Origin of the sequence: Flavobacterium ustbae (genome assembly GCF_003946915.1) — a bacterium.
Classification (GTDB): domain Bacteria; phylum Bacteroidota; class Bacteroidia; order Flavobacteriales; family Flavobacteriaceae; genus Flavobacterium; species Flavobacterium ustbae.
This window is the reverse complement of the sequence record NZ_RPOC01000006.1, coordinates 119,838-135,748: the sequence shown is the minus strand read 5'-3', so window position 1 is coordinate 135,748 and position 15,911 is coordinate 119,838. Positions and strand designations below refer to the sequence as shown.

General features: G+C 29.5%; 17 protein-coding genes and 1 pseudogene. 5 read left to right on the top strand and 13 right to left on the bottom strand.

All coding sequences use genetic code 11. The annotated features are described in order from the left end of the window. The first annotated feature begins 27 nt into the window (after window positions 1–27). Entirely contained in the window at window positions 28–1,188 is a 1,161-nt protein-coding gene (locus EG814_RS10425) for an IS3 family transposase (protein ID WP_125721605.1), read from the top strand. A 507-nt stretch (window positions 1,189–1,695) separates the two neighbouring features. Here the strand turns inward: EG814_RS10425 and EG814_RS10420 are convergent. Further along, window positions 1,696–2,418, bottom strand: coding sequence for a hypothetical protein (locus EG814_RS10420; protein ID WP_125721603.1), 723 nt, complete (start codon window positions 2,416–2,418; stop codon window positions 1,696–1,698). Window positions 2,419–3,201: 783 nt separating this feature from the next. On the opposite strand from EG814_RS10420, the gene EG814_RS10415 reads away from it, so the two are divergent. After that, window positions 3,202–4,887 (top strand): hypothetical protein, encoded by a 1,686-nt coding sequence (locus EG814_RS10415; protein ID WP_125721601.1) that lies wholly within the window; start codon window positions 3,202–3,204, stop codon window positions 4,885–4,887. Window positions 4,888–5,061: 174 nt separating this feature from the next. On the opposite strand, the gene rnhA is transcribed toward EG814_RS10415, so the two are convergent. Beyond that, the gene (gene rnhA / locus EG814_RS10410) at window positions 5,062–5,745 is read right to left on the bottom strand and encodes a ribonuclease HI (RefSeq protein ID WP_206430301.1); all 684 of its coding nucleotides are present in this window, start codon (window positions 5,743–5,745) and stop codon (window positions 5,062–5,064) included. A 266-nt stretch (window positions 5,746–6,011) separates the two neighbouring features. On the opposite strand from rnhA, the gene EG814_RS10405 reads away from it, so the two are divergent. After that, a complete protein-coding gene (locus tag EG814_RS10405) occupies window positions 6,012–6,599 on the top strand; it encodes a recombinase family protein (RefSeq protein WP_125721599.1) in 588 nt (195 codons plus the stop codon). A gap of 46 nt (window positions 6,600–6,645) precedes the next feature. Here EG814_RS10405 and EG814_RS10400 read toward each other — a convergent pair whose 3' ends face one another. Both EG814_RS10400 and EG814_RS10395 read right to left on the bottom strand, forming a co-directional pair. Next, entirely contained in the window at window positions 6,646–7,044 is a 399-nt protein-coding gene (locus tag EG814_RS10400; protein WP_125721597.1) for a hypothetical protein, read from the bottom strand. Between the two features lie 14 nt (window positions 7,045–7,058). Then, complete coding sequence (locus EG814_RS10395; RefSeq protein WP_125721595.1) at window positions 7,059–7,592, bottom strand: hypothetical protein; 534 nt, start codon at window positions 7,590–7,592, stop codon at window positions 7,059–7,061. 122 nt (window positions 7,593–7,714) lie between these two features. Here EG814_RS10395 and EG814_RS10390 point away from each other — a divergent pair, with 122 nt between their 5' ends. After that, window positions 7,715–7,978 carry a helix-turn-helix domain-containing protein gene (locus tag EG814_RS10390; protein ID WP_125721593.1) on the top strand — a complete coding sequence of 88 codons (264 nt, stop codon included), beginning with the start codon at window positions 7,715–7,717 and terminating at the stop codon, window positions 7,976–7,978. Here EG814_RS10390 and EG814_RS10385 read toward each other — a convergent pair. After that, window positions 7,975–9,471 (bottom strand): recombinase family protein, encoded by a 1,497-nt coding sequence (locus EG814_RS10385; RefSeq protein ID WP_125721591.1) that lies wholly within the window; start codon window positions 9,469–9,471, stop codon window positions 7,975–7,977. The two genes, EG814_RS10390 and EG814_RS10385, sit on opposite strands and share 4 nt — an antisense overlap. 57 nt (window positions 9,472–9,528) lie before the next feature. Between EG814_RS10385 and EG814_RS10380 the strand changes: the two are divergent. Then, window positions 9,529–9,645: pseudogene (locus tag EG814_RS10380) on the top strand (magnesium chelatase subunit ChlI family protein); the annotation flags it as partial. An 81-nt stretch (window positions 9,646–9,726) separates the two neighbouring features. On the opposite strand, the gene EG814_RS10375 reads toward EG814_RS10380, so the two are convergent. The 8 genes from EG814_RS10375 to EG814_RS10340 all read right to left on the bottom strand — a co-directional run bounded on the left by EG814_RS10375 (window position 9,727) and on the right by EG814_RS10340 (window position 15,769). After that, window positions 9,727–10,230 carry an SRPBCC family protein gene (locus EG814_RS10375; RefSeq protein WP_125721589.1) on the bottom strand — a complete coding sequence of 168 codons (504 nt, stop codon included), beginning with the start codon at window positions 10,228–10,230 and terminating at the stop codon, window positions 9,727–9,729. Between the two features lie 29 nt (window positions 10,231–10,259). Beyond that, the gene (locus EG814_RS10370) at window positions 10,260–10,715 is read right to left on the bottom strand and encodes an SRPBCC family protein (protein ID WP_125721587.1); all 456 of its coding nucleotides are present in this window, start codon (window positions 10,713–10,715) and stop codon (window positions 10,260–10,262) included. 36 nt (window positions 10,716–10,751) lie between these two features. Next, a complete protein-coding gene (locus tag EG814_RS10365; protein ID WP_125721585.1) occupies window positions 10,752–11,078 on the bottom strand; it encodes an ArsR/SmtB family transcription factor in 327 nt (108 codons plus the stop codon). A 154-nt stretch (window positions 11,079–11,232) separates the two neighbouring features. Continuing rightward, complete coding sequence (locus EG814_RS10360) at window positions 11,233–12,420, bottom strand: hypothetical protein (protein WP_125721583.1); 1,188 nt, start codon at window positions 12,418–12,420, stop codon at window positions 11,233–11,235. A gap of 248 nt (window positions 12,421–12,668) precedes the next feature. Then, window positions 12,669–13,829 (bottom strand): DUF1624 domain-containing protein, encoded by a 1,161-nt coding sequence (locus tag EG814_RS10355; protein WP_125721581.1) that lies wholly within the window; start codon window positions 13,827–13,829, stop codon window positions 12,669–12,671. A 229-nt stretch (window positions 13,830–14,058) separates the two neighbouring features. Next, on the bottom strand, window positions 14,059–14,421 hold the full coding sequence (locus EG814_RS10350) for a hypothetical protein (protein ID WP_125721579.1): 363 nt from the start codon (window positions 14,419–14,421) through the stop codon (window positions 14,059–14,061). A gap of 262 nt (window positions 14,422–14,683) precedes the next feature. Continuing rightward, window positions 14,684–15,136, bottom strand: coding sequence for a hypothetical protein (locus EG814_RS10345; RefSeq protein WP_125721578.1), 453 nt, complete (start codon window positions 15,134–15,136; stop codon window positions 14,684–14,686). Between the two features lie 315 nt (window positions 15,137–15,451). Next, entirely contained in the window at window positions 15,452–15,769 is a 318-nt protein-coding gene (locus tag EG814_RS10340; RefSeq protein WP_125721576.1) for a GIY-YIG nuclease family protein, read from the bottom strand. Between the last annotated feature and the right edge of the window lie 142 nt (window positions 15,770–15,911).

Here is a 15,911-nt window from a genome sequence, read left to right as displayed (position 1 = left end):
TATATAATTAAATATCAGTGTGATTGTATGAAAAAATATAAACGTGCTTTCAAAGAAAATGCAGTAAAATTAAGTTATGAGAGAGGGAAGGGGCAAATTGCTAGCATTGAACGGGAATTGGGAATAACACCAAGTTGTTTGTATCGATGGCGACAGGACTTTGAAAAATTTGGAAAAGGAAGCTTTTGTGGAACTGGCTACTTAAAATTAACACCTGAGCAACATGTAATTGCTGACCTTAAAAAAAAAGTTAAAAATTCAGAACTCACTTTAGAAATTTTGAAAAGAGGAAGTAAGCATGTTGCTCAAGGAAAAGTAAAAACGAAAGAATTTATAGAAAAAAATAAACATAAATTTTCAATTCTAAAAATGTGTGACACATTGGAGGTGTCTAGAACAACATATTATAGAAGGAAGAAACAAGAGCTTTCAGATACTGAAGCTCGAATAATTTTGTTAAAAGATGAGATAGTATCTGTTTTTTTTGAGTTTAAAAAGATGTATGGAGGTTTTAAAATTGCTAAAGAACTTGAAAAGAGAGGATTTAAGATATCAGGAGGACATGTAACATCGTATATGAAAGCATTAGGTTTGCGTAGAAAATCCAAAAGAAAGTTTAAGTCAACAACTGATTCGATTCATAATCATTATATAGCTCCAAATGTATTAAATAGACAGTTTAATGTTAATGAGTCCTCTAAAACTTGGGTTTCGGACATTACCTATATACAGACCATGAGAGGCTTTTTGTATCTTACAATTATTATGGACTTATTTGACAGGAAAATTATTGGATGGAGTTTAAGCGACACAATGAGTACAAAAGCAACTACTTTGCCCGCTTGGGAAATGGCAGTAAATAACAGGAAAATCAGTAAAGATTTGATCTTTCATTCTGATAGGGGTGCTCAATATGCTAATAAATTTTTCAGTAAAACATTAGACTCTTATAACTGTGTTAGGCGTAGTATGAGTCGTAAGCAGAATCATAATGACAATGCCGTTTCCGAAAGTTTTTTCCATTCTTTTAAATGTGAATTAATTCATGGGAATAAACTCTTGCCAAGGAAACAGATGAGAATCGAAGTATATGAATACATTGAAAATTGGTATAATAAAAAGAGAAGACATTCATTTTTAGGCTATAAGACAATCGAAGAATTTGATAGAATTAATAATTTACTCTAATTTTTTTGAATTGCTTTAAACTGTTTTATAACGTTATTGAGTGTAAAGAAGCATACTAATGTCTTTTTATTAGATAATGGCTAAAAAAACGCTTATATACAACCTTCCTCGTGTTTCAAAAATGGTATTTGTATTTGCTCTTCTAAATCAATTAAAATAAAAGTATTATCCAATACTAGTCAAAGTATCTGTAATTAAAAATATTATTTTTGAATGTATGCAGATTTTAAGTGTGAAATTATACACCTAATGAGTTTTCGATTTTCAGTTTATAAAACAATAAAAATAATGGCGAGTAGTGTGTTATACTTAATACCGACTATTGTTGCGTATATCAGAATACGGTATTTGTTTTTGCATTAACAGATATATCAACTTCTTATATGGTAGAAGGGATGATGATTTAAGCATGTAGAGAGAATAGTCAAAAAGATAAAAGGCGGTTTGATTGGAATTAAGAATGTAAAGCCATATTCTAAGAAGTAAGCAAACTTAACGTTGTATAATTCAGATTTTATGCTTTCGAATTTTCAAAAGTTTTTTTCTAAAGTGTTTTGGATAATTAAGAACATAATACTTTTCAAAGTTTTTTTGAAAATAATTTTCTAATTTTTGTATATCTTGGAAATAATTAAAAAAAACTAAACGATAAGTTTGAAACTTTTTAATATCAAATAATTCCTCATTAAAGGCATAATCTTTTTTTAAAAATAAAGATTCTTTTAAACTGAATAATATAGTTTTTAATTCGTCATCAACGTATTTACCTGAACTTAATATCCTGTTAATTGTTTTAATTGTACCTGTTCGTCTTATTTGAAAGAATGATAGCAAAGAATTCTTTTCGTAATTATAAATTTTAAGCGCTTTCAAGTTATCGTATGTAAGAAGTTTATCAAATTCTTCACTTGATGGATAGTAATTTTTTAGATGTATATCCTGTTTAAGAACTCTAATAATATGATAATTATTTGAGATAATTAAATTAGTTTTAAACGAGATGTAAGGCAAGATTGATTTCTTTTCTTCTCTTTCAACAAGGTACACATTTAGAAAGTAAAAAATATAACCTGCTATGTACGACAAACATAGATTGTCAATAATAGTTTCTGCCTTATTTGCGTTGTTTGTAAATATCCAAAACGTGTTAAATTTAAAATCAATAAAATTTATCCAAAATGTAATAAGAAATGTAATAACAAATATTACTGAAAGACCTTTAATTTTCATAAAGCAAAGTTAAAATATTGGAAAGTTTAGTATCATCAAAGAAAAACAATTTAAATAATAAAACCATTTTTTCTATGCTTATTTTCAGTCATTTCGTAAAACCGTAATGAAGTTAAAAAAACTTTTAACTTCCCTTATGTTTCAAAAAAACGTTAGAAATGATAAAGACTGCAAATTGGTATTTCCTATCGGAGAAGTTAAAAAGAATACTGTATAATCTTATCAAACACTCACGACAATATTAAACCTATTCTAATTGCACTAAGAACATAATTTCGAGAAATTTTAGGAGTTAATTTATAGATTTTTCTTTTCTTCTTCTTTCAAATATCTCATTTATGTCTAAGATTTATGTATTGCTTAAGTTTTCCTACGTTGATATTTGATTTTATCCTTTTGTAATTTTAGATTCTTAATCTGATTTTTTTTAGATTTAAAACGCATTACAGCCTCATGATTTGACTACAATCTAGATGGTTATAAGGATGTTTTATCAATTTAAGGTATAATGATATGGTTTAAAAATAATAATTTCTTATAATTTGTTTTTTTTTAATTACATTTTAAGATTTAATAGTAGGATTTGAGTACATTAAGATATTAGTATTTACCTTCGCAATATTTGTTGTTTTATATTTCAATGCAAAAACCTTGTGAAATATTGGTTTCATTGATGTCTTTACATTTTTTAATAACATAACGATTATATGATATTTATTAATAAACATTTATATTTATAGTATAATAATTATATATCATTCGTATTAGTTTTAAAAAAAAAGTATGCTAAACAAAAAAAAAAACGATGAGGTTAAAATAATAGTTAATACATTAGTGGTGTTACCTAAGAAACTGGCAGATGATATAAACAATGTTTTTCCAAATAAAATATCAAAAAATCATGTCTATTCTTTTATTTCTCTATTAGTTACTAGATCTCATCAAATTGATAAAACAACAACATCTGCAGTCCCGTTTTCTTCGAAAAAATTTACAATATATTTTGGGAGTTCATATCACAATTGGTTAAATCTTTTATTGGATTCTCATATCGTAATGAGAAATTCTTATTATTCAAAAGATAAAAAAGTATGCTTAAAGTATTGGATAAATCCAATTTACAATATAAGGGAGGTTCCTAAATTAAACCATAATTGCAATTATATTGAGATCCCCATAAAGTTATCAATAGAAATGACTAAAAAAGAAATTAATTTTCAAAATCTTGTAACCAATGATTTTAAAAATTTAATATTCAATGAATCAAAACTTTTGGATATTACCAAAAGACATTTAGAAGACTTTTCTATGGAAAATTTTTTAGTAGACGAACATATTGATGAGAAAGTTGTTGAAGAAGTCTTTAAAGTGCAATTTACAGATAATTCTGGTCAAATACACAACATGTTCATGAATAGGACAGATGCATTAATTAATAGTAAAAAGTATAATCAAAATTTAATTTATGATAAGAAGAAAAATAAATTTTATTCTTATAAATTAACAGATTTTATTATTTTAAAGAAATCTGAGATTGAGCGACATTTTTTGGAAACTATATTGAGATTGCTTAATAAAAAAATGTATGCTCGAAGAAATAAAACAAATTTTAGAGTTGATACTAATTTGACGAATTGTCCAAATATACTTTTTAAACAAATTATGGCAGATAATGACCTTTGTCAAATTGATATGTCAAATGCTCAATTTGCAATTTTTGCTTATAGTGTTATCTTAAAAGAACTTATTATTCCAGACATAGCTAGAGTTCCAAGTAAAAAAAGAAGTAAATTTCAAACTAGCGAATCTCTACTTAGAAATGAATTGGAAATACTTGCTGAATCTGATGATTTTAAAAAGTTTGCTAGTTTAGCTAGTGGGGGTAATTTATACGATGAAATTGTTAGAGAACTCGGTTTGAAAAATAGAGAGGAGGCAAAAACAGTTATGTTTCAGATATTATTTTCAAGTCATATAAATAGCAGCAGTTTAAAAACTAAATTTAAAATTATCTTTCCAAATGTTATTAATTATATTGACAGATATAAAAAGTGCTATGGTCATAAAAATTTTAGTGTAGGATTACAAAGAAAAGAATCTGAAATTTTTATTGATGGAGTTTATGAAAGACTTAAGAAAGCTAATATTGCCACAATTACAAGACATGATTCTATAATTGTAAGCTTTGAAGACGAACAAAAAGCATGGCAAATAATTAATGAATATTTTAGAAGTATAAACTTTAAATGTAATTTAGTTAGAGACGCACGCATTACTGATAAATTCTATGCAATGAGTAAATTAAAAGGGCTAAAGGAAAAATTAGGTAAAAAGGGTATACTTCAAGTTTTGTGGCGTGCACAAGAGAGTTTCAAATTAGAAGATTATGACCAAGCATTATTAGATAAAGAAAAAGATGTTAAAAATGTAAGAGCACCTAAAAAATCACGTTTAAACTTTAACAAATAATTTTTTTAAAGTAATTAGTTATTTAACGGGGTTTAACTATTATGTAATATCTCAATGGATAAGTGTTTGTTTTATACTTGTTAGTTTTTTTTCGTTATAATAAAAGCTTAATAATATTATTTTGGTTTAAGTTGTTTCAAAGTAAATTTATTGCTATATAATAAGTTTTTTTTCTTATATAAACCTTTTTGCATCTTCAATCATATACAATGTTTTACAATTGGGACAATGTAGGTAATATTCATAATAATATTCCTGTCCTGATTTTAATTTTCTTTTTTTTGGTGTCTTTATAATTACTGGGGTGTTGCATTTTCTGCATTCATCACCTTCAACAGTTATTTTTTTAGTATTGTTTTGGAATCCAATTTGAGAATTTGACTCATATACTTCGTCATGAAGTAAATTGTTATTGTTGATAGCCAAATTTGCAAGTTCATCACATCTTTCGTTTTCAGTATGACCGCAATGACCTTTAATCCAATTAAATTTCACTTCATGTTGTTTTGAGATTAATATTAATAATTTTTCCCATAAATCAATATTAGTAGCTTTTTCGGTTTTGTTTCTGTACCAATTGTTCGCTTTCCATTTTTCAGCCCAACCTTGTGTAATTCCATCTATAACATATCTGGAGTCACTAAAAACATTTACTTTACATTTTTTTTTAAGTTTTTCTAACCCATATATGACTCCCATCAACTCCATTCGATTATTTGTTGTTAAAAAGAAACCTTGATTAAATTCCTTTTTGCTCCCTTTGTATGACATTATTACGCCAAAACCACCCTTTCCAGGGTTTGGCTCAGCACCTCCGTCTGAATAGAGATTAATTTCTGGAATTTCGTTCTCTTCCATATGTTTATTATTTAGAAGATTAGTTGATATTTTCGCCCACTTGTGAGATTGGCAAATCTAAAGTTTTGTTAATACACTGAGCTTTTTTACTCCTTTCTCAAATATAGTTAAAATGTATCAATTTTTAACTATACCTAAAAATTGATATAATGTTTTAAAAAGCTTTATACAGATTTGTTGGGTTTGAAATATATCAAAAGATACTAGCCTATTTTTGATGTAATTTGTAAGAAATGTATTATATTTGTAATAATTAAAAATAGATTATGATAACTACAGCAAAATATATAAGAGTGTCATCGAAAGGTCAAAATGAAGCTAGGCAAAAAGATTCATCTATGGTTGAATATTTTGATACTATCTCTGGAGTAATACCATTTACAGAAAGACCAGAAGCCATAAGACTACTAGAAGACGTTAGAACTGGAAAAATTAAAACAATTGTTGTTCATTCAGTAGATAGATTGGGTAGGAATGCCTATGATATCCAAACTACAATGGAGTTACTTAATAGGGAAGATATAAATCTTATAGTTGAGAATCTTGGTTTGCATTCAAGAATTGACGGAAGACAAAATCCAATTTTTAAAATGATATGTGATTTACTAGCGAATGTTTCTCAAATAGAACGAGAATCGATAAAAGAAAGAATTGCAGAAGGTATAGCAATCGCAAAAACAAAGGGAAAATATAAGGGGAGAGTGAAAGGTATTATAGAAACAAATGAAGAATTCTTATCTAAATATAAATCAGAAATTAAGCTTATTAAAAATGATTCATTTTCATTAAGTCAATTAAATAAGATGACAAACATTTCTATAAATACAATAAGAAAAATTAAAAGTATGTTATAACAAAAAAAGAGACACCTGAAAATGTCTCTCTTTATTGTAAATATGTTTAAATTTTATTTAGTGCAATAAAAGAAAATTTAGTTTCAGTTATTATATTTCCTGTTGCATTTTTTACACGATATGTGTATGTCGCATAAACCATAGTCCCATTATTGACCTGTCTGACGTTATCTTCGATTTTTTTTGCTAATGCATATTTACTTGCACTTTCGCTATCTCCATATTTTTCGTAATTTTTTTTTCTATTTACTACTTCTTCTTTATTTTTTTCAAAAAGAATATTAACAACGTCTTTGTTTTCTGTTTTGAGACTCACTAATTCAAAACTTTCAGGATCATTAAGTTTATTTTTTACTGTCTTCTCTATAAATTTTTCTAGTTTTGATTGTTGAGTACAGCTTATTACAGTTAAAGAGATTACAATCAATAGTAATATTTTTTTCATTTTCGATTTTGTTTTTAGTTTTGAGTTATATCTTTAATTAAATCACTTTCTTTAATAATATATACTGGATTGTACATCATATTAATTCTAACTTTATATGTTTCTTTTGTAATATTGTCAATAAAATTTACTTGAAATTTCCAATTTCCTTCATTGCCATCTGGTTCATACATTTTGTTAATTGCTGCTGTTATTTCAGTTGGGGTTGTTGCTAGTTTTAACATATTTTCTCCTTTGGCTCTATTTGTTGTCAGTCCAGAACTTTTTGCTAATTTATTCGTCCAGTTTTCAGGTGATGGTACTTGCCCTACTTCTACGATAGTAATGTTTGAAAAACCATATTTATCTAATTTTTTAGGTATTCTTTCTCTAATTGCCTTTATAACTGCTTCCGATAGATTTCCCTGTTTGACTGTCTGAAGGAATTCTCCCTCATAACTCTCTTTTACTTCTAGCACTTTTTCGCCAGTTTTAGGAGCAACTTGTGCAGATAAACTAATCGATAATGAAAAAGCTAAAAGAGCAATAATTGTTTTCGATCTTCTCATTTTTTAAATTTTTGTTTTTTAATGATTTATGTTTTTATTTTAAAAGTAAAAATAAAGTCAAGCACTTAAGTTGACATATATGTTTACCTTGTCTGTAAATATATGAAGTATCATTGACATGTATGTCAACAGAACTAAAAAATATAGAATTATATAAGAAGCAATTTGGAGAAAGGCTTAAGATTATTAGAGAATCAAAAGGAATGACTCAACTTGATTTGGCAGTTGCTATAAATAATTTGAGTACTGATTCATTTGTTGAAAAAAGCACTATTTCAAGGATTGAAAATTCACGAACAAATGTAACACTCTCTACTATAATTAAGCTTTCTTTAGCGCTGGAAATAGACATTAGAGAGTTTTTCAATTTTAGCAAATCTATTTAATTCGACAAAAAGTCGTTGACCATCATTTCTAAATTTTCATCATCAATTGGATGCCTTAACGGAAGATTTTCATTGAGATATCTTTCATTTATTGGTTTTCTTGCTTCAAAACCAAGCTTAGTACTATTTGGTTTGATTAATTCATATTCTCTCCAACCGAAGATATTTATTGTGACACTATCTTTAGTAACAATAACATGGCTAATTATATCCTTGATTTCAATTTTAAATAATTCTAAGTCTTCGCTAAAATGTTTAATATCCGTTTTCAATGCGTTTTCAGAAGTTAAAATGATTTCGTTAAGTTTACTATTAATATGATTGTATTCTCCTATTTTTGTAAGGATATCAATTTTAGTTTCATTATATTCTTCTCTGGTAACTTCTAAGTCGAGATAAAGGTCTCTTGCTCTCTTTTGCCTGTTTTGAAGCTTTTCAATTTCTTTGTTATTCAAATCAATTTTAACTTTATATGATAATATTTGTAATTTGAAGTTTTCACGAACTTGTTCGTCTTTCGTTTTTTGTGCGTGTCTTTCAACTACTTTGCGTACCATTCTAAATAACCAAGGTCTATTAATTGAATTTTTGCATTTTTCATCCTTGCACACAAAAATATCGATTCTACCTTGTGGAATGACTTTTTGATGCATTACATTACCACATTCGCAATTGATTTTTCCATGAATGATATTAGTATTTACATTAGTTCTACTTCCAAACTTGCTTCTATTATTAATAGAATCATTTGCCATTTGCCATAATTCTTTTGAAACAATTGCTGGTACAGTGAGTTCTAAATCAAGATATTTCCTTTCTCCTTTATGAAAACTATTTCTAATTATACCACTCAGAGTTCCAATTGCAATTTTTCTGCCAAATTCTGATTCAATCAGTGTAGATATATTTCTCATGCCAAGATCTTTTGAAGCCAGTTCAAATATTTTTCTAATCATTGGAGCTTCTATTTCATCAATCATTGGAGTGCCATCTTCGCCTTTAATGTATCCAATGATTTTACCACCAAAAGCTAAGTTTTTTCTCGCTTTTGACATTTTTCCAGAACTTATTCTTGATGAAAGGAGTCTTGCTTCATTTGAAGCCATTACACCTAACATAGAAATCATCATTTCTGAGGCAAATGATCGTTTTCCTGTATTATCAAGCGTAGATATATTTAAATCATCAATATGTATGTTAATTCCTTTTTCTATGTATTCTTCAACTACATTTTGAATATCATTATTTTTTCTTCCAAGTCTAGAAATTTCTAAAACCAAAATATTTTTTACATCCTCATTAAGTTGGAGGTATCTTTTCATTTGAATAAAACCTAACCTTTCATCGGTTTTGGTTGTGGAACCACTTATTTTATCATCAAAGATTTTTACTAATGTTAAATTCTTTTCTGATGCGAATTTTTTAATATCATCATACTGTCTTTCTAAAGATTGGTCTTGTGAACTTACTCTTAGATATGCAACTGCTTTCATGTATTGTAAATATTTCCGTAAAAATACAAAACGAGAATGAACTATATATTAATAATTGTAATTAAAGTTTCGAGAACCATCGCCGATTTGGACAATTCAGAAAATATTATTTCGTCTCATATTGCAGAGGCGATCCAATACAGAAGTTTGGATAGAGAAGGGTGGTTGGGGTAGAATTTTGAATGTGAAGTAAAATGTAAAATGTGAATAAATAGATTCACATTTTACATTTTTAAAACATACTAAAATGATAAGTTATTTTTTATTGTTTGCAAAAATAGCATCCAAACCTTCCATCGCAATAGTGAAACCTTCTTTAAAGCCCATTTGAAGTATCGCTTCCAGATCAGAAAGTTTTTCGTGTTTGATTACGACATCAACAAAAGTAGAGCCGTCTTTTTCGGAGAAAGTAACATCCCAATCAGAACGCGGCAACTCGTCGTTTAGCTTTCCTTCGCTATCGCAAAAAGCATCCAGCCATTTTACATTTGTTTTCGCATTGATCGAACTGTAATCTGCAAGTGCCCAATGTTCTTCGCCTTCAGGGCCAACCATTGCATACAATCTACGTCCGCCTTCCTTAAATTCCATGCTTTTTGTTTTCGATTTCCACGGAGCTGGCGCCCACCACAAATCTAGAATTTGAGGTTCTGTCCAAGCAGACCAAACATCAGGTAATGAAGCATTAAATTCGCGTTTTACGTGTACCGTACTCGTTTCTTTGTTTACGGTAAAATCCATTAAAAGATTATTTTTCATAATATTAAGATTTTAATTCGTCGTTAATTTTATTTCTTTCTACTTTCAAAAATTGTATCCAAAGTTTCCATAGTTGCCGTCATGCCTTCTTTAAAGCCCATCTCAACAATTTTAAGCAAATCTTCGAGACTGTCTCTGGTAATAGCAATATCAACAATTGTTCTTTCACCTTTTTCAGTAAAATTGATGTCCCAGTAAGAACTTCCAAATTCAGAATTCGGATTTCCTTCAGCGTCGCAAAAAGTCGCGGCATATTTAAAGTTCGTTTTAGGGGAGATCGAGCTGTAATCAAAAGTACTCCAGCGTTTCTGATCTTCAGGACCAACCATTGCATAAAGTCTTCTGCCGCCTTCTTTAAATTCCATTATTTTGGTTTCAGATTTAAACGGAAGCGGCGCCCACCACTGATCTAATATTTCGGCTTCTGTCCATGCAGACCATACAGCAGAAAGAGGAGCATCAAATTCGCGTTTAATATTCACCATTTTGTTTTCCTTGTCAATCGAAAATTCATTAATAGATTACTTTCCATTTTCTTTAGATTTTAAATTCATCAATACTTGATCCAATTGGCTAAAACGGCTTTCCCAGATTTTCTTGAATTGTTCCATCCATTGGTCTATTTCTTTCATTTTGTCAATCTTTAATTGATAATAAATTTCTCTACCCAATTTCTTTTCTTCCAACAAATCACATTCGTTTAAAATTTTAATATGTTTGGAAACCGCCTGTCTTGTAGTTTGAAACTGTTCTGCAATAGCATTGGGTGTCAATGCACTCGAAGAAACTAAAACTAATATTGCTCTTCTCGTCGGATCGGCAATAGCTTGAAAAATATCTCGTTTCATTTTTTTTTGAATATTAATCCGCAACTAATCAGTTGCAAATATACGCAACTTTTTGGTTGCGCAATTAAGAAATGATTTTTTTTTAATGAAAAGAACCTAAACAAAAAAAGATGCATCAAAAATGCATCTTTTTCATTATAAGTGTGTTATATAATTATCTTCTAAATTTATTCTTTACAATGATGTCTTTTAGCTTGGCTTTCAGGTCTTCACCTGTGTCAAAAACCATCTGTTCGTTATTCGGAAACGCAACAGCGCGTCTGTCAAAATACGCCAGATAATTATCATCGCAAGCGTTTCTATTTCCTTTATACGTCGAATAAACATTTTCAAAAACATACTCACTGCTAATCGGGAAAGTCTGCACGAGCTGGTTGCTTTTTAAATCTACATAATCAACTTTTGCGGTTACCAGACAAGATTTAAATTGTCTGAACTCATAAACCGTTGCACGCAGCATTTTGTAATTATCTACTTTGATTTCTTTGCCTAAACTATCTTTTACAGGTCTGCCGCGGCTATCCAAAAGTGTTTTTACACCATCTTTTACCTGTCTTTCTTTAATGAATTCTTTTTCTTTAATCTGTTCTGGCGAAATAGCGATCTGTCTGAAACTTAGAATCAGACTATAGTCGTACGTTACATTTTTTTGTTTGGCGCTGTGATAAACCGTCCATTTATCGTTCAAACCGTAAGTTTTGAAATCCAATAAATCCTCTTGAAGCACTTTTGGAATCACCATATTTGTTTCGTTTTTAGCATAAACATCTACGAAATCTGTTCCTTTAAAAAGCGCATCATCCATCAGCTTTTTAGTGTTTTTGTAGCCTGGATTGATGCTTTCCAAATAAGCAAAATCATCGTAAGCCTTTCTAAAATCCATTTTATTATTTGATTTCAAAAGAGCAGAAGCATTCTCGTACAGATATTTAGAAAGAGCATTTTTGCTGTTTACAAGCTCATCAGAATAATTTTCAAAAGGAAAATAAGCGTTTTTTCCCTGCTTCAATAAAGGCAAGGGCAGAAGTGGCCTAATTTTTTCCTGACGGTTATTTAGCTGTAAATAAGTATTGTAAATGCGCTCTGCATTTGCAGGATTGTTCTCTTTATTCAACATTTCTAAATTGCGACTGTCTCGATCCTTTGCTTTTGCAAAAGCTTCTTCAAGCAAATAAACATAATCTTGTTTACCTTTAGAATCCTTTTTGGTGCGAAGCGCTTCAACAGCACGATCAATCGCGCCATCATAATTTCCGTCGCTAAGCATAGATTGAGTTGTTTTGACCCCGCAAGATGAGAAGGCTAAAAACAATATAGAAAAAAGAAAAGTAATTTTTTGCATAGTCTGTTTTTTGAAGGTGTAAATATATCTTTTTTAACTTTCAACAACTATGCCTTTTTCTAATTTATTTAAGGAGCAGAAGGAGCTGTTTTTCATAGGAAGACTTGTCCCGCTTTCGCCTTTATCTCTCCTCCCGATTGCGATCGGGATCCGAGGATATCGGCTCTATCGGGGCTAGATTAGAACGTTTGGTTTTTCATAAGAAGAATTATACTTTATCTAATTTTCTTATTAATAATAAATCTAGGCTAAATATATTTCAGCCACCAGTGCTGATTTTCGGATTTATATTTTCCAAACCAGACACAAGGTTTATAAAGTAATGCTACTACAAATATCCAGATCAAATAAATTGTCCAAAGAGGCAATCCACTTTCTAGATTTTTTGGTCTGCCGAAGGTTCCAGAAGCAAACTCAAGTTGAGTCCAATTAAAACCTTGAGCAAAAAGCATCAATAAAGTTAGAATATGAATGACATAAAAATGAACGACAAAATAAAATAAAGGTACTTTACCGTAAACCAAAGTTATTTTTTTGATTCCCTTTGTAAATTTTTCTGCAAAAGCTAGAAGTAAAAACATAATGCCCAAAGTAGCAAGACAAAATAGAAGAGAAGGCGGATATTTGGTAATATTGATGAATGACAAAAAGGTAAAAACCGAATCTTTTTGAGAAGTCCATAATGCAGGATCTCCGTAGATATTAACCAATCTCATGATGACAAATAGCGTTAAAGCGCTTAAACCTATTTTGACAAATAGTTTTTTTCTTTTTTCAGTTTCGAATACAAAGAATTTTCCCGTTGCAAAACCAACAAGCATAATTCCGAGCCACGGAATAGGAGGATAGCCCATAATAAAAGCTCTTCCAGAAAAAGGAAAAACTACTGGGGCAAAAAAGGGAGATAAAACAGCTTTTACAATTGAGTTTTCTGCAAACGGAATTAAAGGCAAAAGGTTGTGACAAACAATTATGATTAGACCAGTAATTCCTAATTTTCGGTAATTGATTTTTAGCAATAATCCTAGAATTATAAAGCCGAAACCTATTGCGGCGATGACTTCAAATAATAGGGTATGAAAACCAATATCAAAGAACAAACCGAAATTGACAACGGTAAATTCGAGGAAAATTAACCAAAATCCTCTTTTAATTAAATTCTGTCTTTTTGGAGCAAAATTATTTTCGTTTTGAAGTGAAAGATAAACCGAAGTTCCTGCCAGAAAAACAAAAATTGGCGCGCACAAATGCGTTATCCATCGCGTAAAAAACAGTAATGGAGAAGTTGTCGCCAAATCGGTTGGACTTTGGGTAATTGAATCCACATGCATCAAATCCCGAACATGATCCAGAGCCATAATAATCATTACAATTCCGCGTACGATGTCTATAGATGGCTGTCGTTTCATAAGTTTGATTCTTAAATACTTAAGGTAAAACTACTAAATTATTTTTTAAGTTTATTTAAATCTAATAGAACGATAGAAATAGAGATAAGAAAATGAATTGCCTCCAGCTTCAGCTGGAGGTGTGGTTAGTGAAAAAAGAAAAGGCTTTAGCCAAACTTTGAGAGTTTTGGCTAAAGCCTATTTCGTACTATATTTTTCCGCCAGCTAAAGCTGTCGGCAATTGAATAAATTATTGTCTTCTTACCTTTATCTGATACAAAATCTCCCAAAAAATAATAGAAAAAACAGCATTAGCAAAAATGGCAGTTTTCACCTGATACGGATCATAATCTATAAACAAATGTAGATTAGTAAACTGCAAGGCTAGGAATAAAGCCAAAGCCGCTATTCCGATCGCGCAGATAATATTTAAAAGCGGTTTCCATTTCAAACCAAAAAAGGCGTAAATAAGATTTAAAACCGCAAAACCACAACCTAAAGTGATGTAAGGATCTGTTTTTAAAACTGTACCCAACGATAGAATAAATTGAGTAAGCGTTAGATATAAAAAGAATAAAATAGAGTAAAACAGAATTCGTACTTGTGGTTTCATTTTGAATATTTTTTAAAATTATAAGATTTTTTTCTTTTATTTACACTTTAGAAAATGAAAACATAAAAAAGATAAAATTATGGATAAATTAATTAATGATTTCAGCTTTGGGTTATTTATGTGGCAGTTTTTAATGATTGTATTTGGTTTTTTTTTACTTTATATACTCTATTTATTATTTAAGTTTTTACGAAAAAATGTATAATACCGTTTTAAGATATTTAAAGAAAATCCCGTTTCAAAATAAAGAAACGGGATTTTTTTATTCTAAAATTGCTTCAACTTTAGTTTCCGATTTCTCTTTTAGCGGACTATCTGGCTGTAAACTCCAAATAACAAGGAATTTTCCTTTTGCCAAATATTCTTCTGGATGTTCAGCTGTTGGTTCGCCAGCTTTTCCCCACAATAATCCTTGAAGGAATCTATCGCCTTTAAAAACGTGATCAAACTCAAAATACATAATAGAACCGCGGTCTGCTTTGCTTTTAAAACTCTGAATGGCTTTACTTTTTACCGTTCCAACAATGTTTGCGTAGGTTTCAATATCATTATAAAAAGTGCAGGCTTGTGGCGTAATGCAAATATTTCCGTCGCTTACCATATAACCGCCTTTCGGAATTTCTTTTGGTTTTAGTTTTAAATCAGCAATGGTTTGGCTGAAAGAGTTGATCGTAAATAGTAGGAGCAGGGTTGATAGGGTAATTTTGAATTTCATTTTATTTTTTTTAGGTTGATTTGGTAAAGCTAAAATATATTTTTTGGGAGCTAATTCCGCTATCCTTTACAATTTTTTTTATTTTTAAAGAAAAAATAAAAAAGGATTTGCACTTCTATCAGCGATAGGATAATCATTTTATGATAATATTTTCGTTCAGTTTGTCATTTCGACTGAAAGGAGAAATCGCACTAGTTTGTCTACAAAGATTGGCGATGTTTTTTGTGGAGTTTCTAGTGTGATTTCTCCCTTTGGTCGAAATGACAACTAGCTGATTTAAGGAGTATTGAATTAGATTCTGAGAAATAGTTGACCTTACTCAAAGCGAGAATTAAGAAATTCAAAATTTGAATTAAAATCTTTAATCAATTGAAGTTTTTTATCTCTTCTCCACTTCTTTAATTCCTTTTCTCGGGTAATGGCTTCTTGAATCCAAGTAAATTTTTCGTAGTAAACTAAAAATTGAATAAAGTATTTGGCAGCAAACGTATTTTCTTTTGAATCGATATTTTCTTTATGCTTTTGAAGTCTGTGTCTTAGATTATTTGTTACGCCAATATAAAATGAAGTGCGATGTTCATTAGTTATGATATAAACATAATAAGTATGATAACCGAGTTGAGGGTTTAGCATTTTTATTTTTTTGTACGAATATACATAATTTTTATTATTATGTTTCCGCTATAAAATGATATAATCTTTGTGGAATTTTTAGTGCGATTTCTCCTTACGTCGAAATGACAAACTTGGGTGATAATTGAGACTGATAAGCTTT